Raw genomic sequence first — 5,076 nt, 5'->3', positions numbered from 1 at the left:
GCTTTGGGTATCTCCACGATGGCTTTCAACTTGAACGGTTTCAACTTCAACCAATCGATTATCGACTCTCAAGGTCGCGTTATCAACACTTGGGCTGATGTCATCAACCGCGCTAACTTGGGTATGGAAGTAATGCACGAGCGCAATGCTCACAACTTCCCTCTCGACTTGGCTGCTAGTGAAGTCACCCCAGTAGCAATGGTTGCTCCTTCTATCAACGGCTAAGTTTTAGTTTTTGATTAACAAAAAGCGCTCCTAGAAATAGGGGCGCTTTTTGTTTTTTGTTTGGGGAAAAATATTTTTCAGACAGTCATGGACCCATGGACCCGCCGGCGAAGACACCGCAACTACAAAAATAAACAGTTCGCGATCGCACTCCTATCAAAGAAACCGGCTTTTTTACCGAATCTAGGGGCTGCAACCCATCTTTTCATAAAAAACCCGGTTTCTGACCACCCGTGCGTCCTCGACTAATATTGATAAGTGCGATCGCCCTTGAATTCAACATAAATAATCCCCATGATATTTGAAACCGAGAGATTAGTTTTGAAACCGATTGTGGAGAGCGACCTCAACACGCTTCATAAAATTTTTATCGATGCCTATGTGAGGAGATATCTGTGCGACGGCGAAATCTGGTCGCTACAAAAGGTTGAAGAAATGCTTGCCGAAAACAAAAAGCTGTTTGTCCAAAAGCAATTCGGTATGTGGTTTATCGAAACTAAGAGCGATCGAGAAACTATTGGATTTGTTGGTTTGTGGTATTTTTTTGAAGAAGAACAGCCCCAGTTAGTTTACGCACTGCTGCCGAAAGCACTTAAAAAAGGTTACGCTACTGAAGCATCAACCAAAATATTGGATTATGGTTTTGATGAACTGGGCTTTAACTATCTTGTCGCAAGTTGCGATCGCCCAAACATTGAGTCGCAAAAAGTCGCAGAAAGACTCGGGATGAGGCAAGTAGAAGAAAGAATTATGGATGGAAATCCGATATTATTCTTTAGAATCGATAAGTATTGACATCCTCCCCGGCGTAAACGGTCGGGGATTCTAAACATCACTGTTTAGGCTTCCTCTTTCCACGACTCGACTTACATTGAGGAGTTACCTCACCAATGCAGCGGTCGATGTCTCCAGAGGCGTTTAACGTTTCCGTGTGCCCCACGGTACGAAGTCCTAACTCAAGTATGTTGATTGCTGCATTCGAGTCACGTAAGAGTACAACACCGCAGTGCTGACAGCGGTGCGTTCTTTGACTCAAAGACTTTTTAACAACTTCTCCACAGTTAGAACAATTTTGCGAAGTGTAGTGCGGAGGCACAGCGACTGTTACCACTCCAAACACTTTGCCAAAATATTCCAACCATTGCCGGAAATTAGACCATGCAGCATCAGAAATAGATTTAGCTAGCTTTCTATTTTTGACCATATTTCGCACCTGCAAATCTTCATAGGCAACCAAGTCGCTAGACTGGATTACGCATCTTGCCAATTTCACGGCAAAATCTTTACGTTGTCTACTTACTTTGAGGTGCTTTCTACTTAATCGGTTTCTTGCTTTGGCTTTATTTTTGGAGCCTTTTTTTGTTCTCGAAAGACGCCGATTCAGTCGTTTGAGAGCTTTCTCGGACTTTCTCAGATGACGCGGATTCTCAATTGTTTGACCGTCTGAATCTGTGTAGAAGTGAGTCAAACCAACGTCCAAACCTAGTGTTTTACCAGTTGGTGTTCTCTTTTCTAACCTCTCTTGGTCTATCAAAAACTGCACATAGTAACCGTCAGCCCTACGAACTACCCGGACTCGCTTAATCTGCTTTAATTGATAGAAGTGTAGGTCGCGAGTTCCCCACAGCTTAAAGCTTCCGGCTTCAAAACCATCAGTGAAAGTGATAGTACGTCTATCGAACGATAATTTATAACCTGTTGTTTTATATTCAACAGAGCCGTGGGTCTGATGTTTCTTAAAGCGCGGAAAGCCTTTTTTCCCTGGTTTGCTTTTTTTGCAGTTGTCGTAGAACCGCGCAATTGCAGACCAAGCTCTTTCAGCAGAAGCCTGACGCGCTTGCGAGTTGAGTTTAGCGGCCCAGGGAAATTCTTTGGCCAGGACAGCGCAGTAGGCACTTAACTCGTACTTGCCGATTCCCAAGTTGTCGAGCCAGTATCTGAGACAACTATTGCGAACAAAGCGAGCAGTGCGGATGGCTTCGTCTAGCCTCTCGTACTGCTGCTGCGTTCCCTCAAGTTTTGCCTCAAATACCAACATAGTTACGCCTGTCGTGTTAGCGTAAGTATAGCACAGAAAGCGGTCCTACAAGGACGGGGCTTTAAACCCAATTATTTTGGTAAGCGCGCAATGCACAAATGGCTTTCGGTGGTGGGGATTGGCGAAGATGGACTTTCGGGGCTCGGCCCGATCGCCTCTACCCTCCTCTCTCAATCTCAAGTCGTTGTTGGTGGCGCCCGTCACCTAGCAATGCTACCAACCGACGACACCCGCGAAAAATTGGTTTGGGCATCGCCTTTGCAGACAACAGTTGACGACATCCTCCGCCGCCGGGGACAGTCTGTGTGCGTGCTCGCAAGCGGCGATCCGATGTGTCACGGCATCGGCGTCACGCTGTCGCGCAAAATTCCCATTTCGGAAATGACTGTGATTCCTGCGGCATCGGCTTTTAGTCTTGCTTGCGCCCGTTTGGGTTGGCCGCTGGCCCAAGTTGAGACTTTCAGTTTGACAAATCGCCCGATCGCATCGATCGCACTTGCTTTCTTCCCCGGCGCGCGCTTGCTGGTGTTGAGCGCTGACAGACACACGCCGACCCAAGTTGCCCAATTGTTAACGCAGCGGGGGTTTGGCAGCAGTTTGATGACCGTGTTCGAGCGGATGGGAGGGAACTCGGAACGGCGGCTGGAGGGGGTAGCAGCAGCCTGGAATGAATCGGATTTGGCTGATTTGAATACGATCGCGATCGCAGTTGCAGCCGATCGACAAACTCTTATCCTCCCCCGAACTGCGGGTTTGCCGGATGTTGCATATCACCACGACGGACAACTTACCAAGCGAGAGGTTAGAGCCGTTACTCTGTCAGCGTTAGCACCGATTCCCGGAGAGTTGCTTTGGGATGTGGGTGCGGGCTGCGGCTCGATCGCGATCGAATGGATGCGGAGTCATCCCCGATGCAGGGCGATCGCGATCGAACGCCATCCGACTCGATTGCAATACATCGCTGAAAATGCCTCGAATTTCGGCGTTCCCGAACTCGAAATCGTTGCGGGAGAAGCGCCGGAAGCCCTGACAAATTTGCCTCAACCGAATGCTATTTTCATAGGCGGCGGTGTCACTGCAGAAGCTGTGCTGGAAACTTGCTGGAATGCTTTAGGTGAGGGCGGCCGATTAGTTGTTAATGCCGTGACAGTTGAGAGCGAGTTTAAAGTTTTGCAATGGCACGATCGTTATGGCGGGGAACTAATTAGAATTGCGATTCAGCGAGTAGGGGCGATCGGTTCTTTTCAGGGTTGGAAACCGCTTGCACCGGTGACTCAGTGGGCGGTAGTTAAAACCTAAAAGCCGATTCTTGCCTAGAAAGCTATGATAAATAAAGATATTATTGTCCTACTTTTGGCACAATTAACGGTTGATTATCAAAACACTAAATCCGAGCGCAAAGAGATATCTCAGAGGTATCTTGGTTCCGAAGAAGATTTATCGTTTTTGGAGGAGCTTGAGTTAGTGACAGTTAGCATTCGCGGTTATGCTAGTCAGATTGAGGCTAGCGCGGGAGTTGATAACCGGGAGGAAGCGATCGCAAATTTACATCAGCTTAGGGTGTTCGATCGTTCTGCGATTGCTGAGTTTTATGCTGAAACGCGATCGGGCTATCTTCAAATGCGATCGTATATCCGAATGCTAGACTATTTGCGGTTGCTCGTTTTGGAATATTTGCAGATGGAATAGAGATCCAGATAAGTTAGTTTACCAGACAACGTAGCCACCTCGACGATCGGCAATTTCTTGCTCTAACTCCACTTCATTGAGCAGTTTCATACCGTTGGCGATCGCCCGTTGGCGAAGTTTCCACAGGGTTTGACCGAGTTGTGTTTTGGGGGTAAATTCAGGTGAAGATTTGAGCGCTAGAGCTTGGGTAAACTGAAGGACTTTTGCGCGATCGGCGGGGGCAAGTTCGCGCCAGTATTGTAGGAGGATTTCTTCGGGAGGCATGGAAACTTTTTGGGCGTAACTCTATAATTTATTTTACTCTTTTACAATCGATCGGGTCAATGCCATTGGCGATAATAATCTAGTTTATGCCCATAATCTTTGAACAGCATAAGCATCAAACATTTCCTCGTGGCTGACTAAATAGGCATCTTCTGTCCACTACGCTAAGATGAAGGCAGGTTTACATTGTCTTATGAGGTCGTTATGACCAGTTCGCTATCATCTACAAGCCTTTCTCGCTATGTCACCCGCAATCCTGAAGTTTTGCAGGGGGAACCGATTATTGCAGACACTCAAGTTACGGTACGGGATATTGTGGTGTTTTGGAAATCAGGAATAAAGCCTGAAGAAATTCCACAGAAGTTACTGCAACTCGTGACGGCAGCTCAAGTGTTTGATGCGATTAGCTTTTATCTGGACAATCAGCCAGAAATAGACGATCGGATTGCTTGGTATGAGGCGCGTCCGATGTTGAATGTTTCACCTCTTTTGAGATGTAACCCGTTGTTGAATGAAGTCACGGAATATGTTCAGACCTATCGCCAAGATCGAAATGCTGATATCGATTTTCCTGAGTCTGAGACCCTATGAATCAATATATTCTCGATACCGACCATCTCACACTCTTGCAACACTCTAATCCACTCATATTGCAACGTTTTGAAACTCTCCATATTAGCGATGTTGCTATTACTGTCATCAATGTTGAGGAATTGATTCAGGGCTGGTTCAATGCAATTCGTCAAGCTTCGCAACCCGGACAGAAGCAACGCTTAACTTGGGCTTAGAGAGTCCCACAGAATGAATGATCCTATAATAACAGAAAGATAACTTCAGTGTGCAGCCTATCTTATGTCTCT

7 protein-coding genes and 1 pseudogene are annotated in these 5,076 nt (G+C 46.8%); 6 read left to right on the top strand and 2 right to left on the bottom strand.

What is annotated here, in order from left to right:
* Nucleotides 1-225: pseudogene (locus tag QUA25_RS28545) on the top strand (photosystem II q(b) protein); the annotation flags it as partial.
* A gap of 294 nt (nucleotides 226-519) precedes the next feature.
* Nucleotides 520-1,020: a GNAT family N-acetyltransferase gene (locus QUA25_RS28540; RefSeq protein ID WP_333043050.1), complete on the top strand. Its 501-nt coding sequence runs from the start codon at nucleotides 520-522 to the stop codon at nucleotides 1,018-1,020.
* Between the two features lie 37 nt (nucleotides 1,021-1,057).
* Here QUA25_RS28540 and QUA25_RS28535 read toward each other — a convergent pair whose 3' ends face one another.
* Entirely contained in the window at nucleotides 1,058-2,263 is a 1,206-nt protein-coding gene (locus QUA25_RS28535; protein ID WP_333043048.1) for a transposase, read from the bottom strand.
* Nucleotides 2,264-2,353: 90 nt separating this feature from the next.
* Between QUA25_RS28535 and cbiE the strand changes: the two genes are divergently transcribed.
* Complete coding sequence (gene cbiE, locus QUA25_RS28530; RefSeq protein ID WP_333043046.1) at nucleotides 2,354-3,562, top strand: precorrin-6y C5,15-methyltransferase (decarboxylating) subunit CbiE; 1,209 nt, start codon at nucleotides 2,354-2,356, stop codon at nucleotides 3,560-3,562.
* Between the two features lie 24 nt (nucleotides 3,563-3,586).
* Nucleotides 3,587-3,952, top strand: a complete 366-nt coding sequence (locus QUA25_RS28525) for a hypothetical protein (protein ID WP_333043044.1) — start codon at nucleotides 3,587-3,589, stop codon at nucleotides 3,950-3,952.
* Between the two features lie 18 nt (nucleotides 3,953-3,970).
* Here QUA25_RS28525 and QUA25_RS28520 read toward each other — a convergent pair whose 3' ends face one another.
* A complete protein-coding gene (locus QUA25_RS28520) occupies nucleotides 3,971-4,216 on the bottom strand; it encodes a hypothetical protein (RefSeq protein ID WP_333043043.1) in 246 nt (81 codons plus the stop codon).
* Nucleotides 4,217-4,420: 204 nt separating this feature from the next.
* Between QUA25_RS28520 and QUA25_RS28515 the strand changes: the two genes are divergently transcribed.
* Both QUA25_RS28515 and QUA25_RS28510 read left to right on the top strand, forming a co-directional pair.
* Nucleotides 4,421-4,807 (top strand): DUF433 domain-containing protein, encoded by a 387-nt coding sequence (locus QUA25_RS28515; RefSeq protein ID WP_333043041.1) that lies wholly within the window; start codon nucleotides 4,421-4,423, stop codon nucleotides 4,805-4,807.
* Nucleotides 4,804-5,004 carry a hypothetical protein gene (locus tag QUA25_RS28510; protein ID WP_333043039.1) on the top strand — a complete coding sequence of 67 codons (201 nt, stop codon included), beginning with the start codon at nucleotides 4,804-4,806 and terminating at the stop codon, nucleotides 5,002-5,004. The genes QUA25_RS28515 and QUA25_RS28510 overlap by 4 nt, the downstream gene beginning before the upstream one ends.
* The last annotated feature ends 72 nt before the right edge of the window (nucleotides 5,005-5,076 follow it).

Source organism: Microcoleus sp. Pol17C6 (assembly GCF_036701145.1).
In the GTDB taxonomy this organism is placed as follows: Bacteria; Cyanobacteriota; Cyanobacteriia; order Cyanobacteriales; family Microcoleaceae; genus Microcoleus.
This window is presented reverse-complemented; position numbering and strand designations above follow the sequence as displayed.

Bases quoted from the DNA above. Each gene is read 5' to 3' on its own strand.
- QUA25_RS28540 (WP_333043050.1), top strand. From the start codon at position 520: ATGATATTTGAAACCGAGAGATTAGTTTTGAAACCGATTGTGGAGAGC.
- QUA25_RS28535 (WP_333043048.1), bottom strand. From the start codon at position 2,263: ATGTTGGTATTTGAGGCAAAACTTGAGGGAACGCAGCAGCAGTACGAG.
- cbiE (WP_333043046.1), top strand. From the start codon at position 2,354: ATGCACAAATGGCTTTCGGTGGTGGGGATTGGCGAAGATGGACTTTCG.
- QUA25_RS28525 (WP_333043044.1), top strand. From the start codon at position 3,587: ATGATAAATAAAGATATTATTGTCCTACTTTTGGCACAATTAACGGTT.
- QUA25_RS28520 (WP_333043043.1), bottom strand. From the start codon at position 4,216: ATGCCTCCCGAAGAAATCCTCCTACAATACTGGCGCGAACTTGCCCCC.
- QUA25_RS28515 (WP_333043041.1), top strand. From the start codon at position 4,421: ATGACCAGTTCGCTATCATCTACAAGCCTTTCTCGCTATGTCACCCGC.
- QUA25_RS28510 (WP_333043039.1), top strand. From the start codon at position 4,804: ATGAATCAATATATTCTCGATACCGACCATCTCACACTCTTGCAACAC.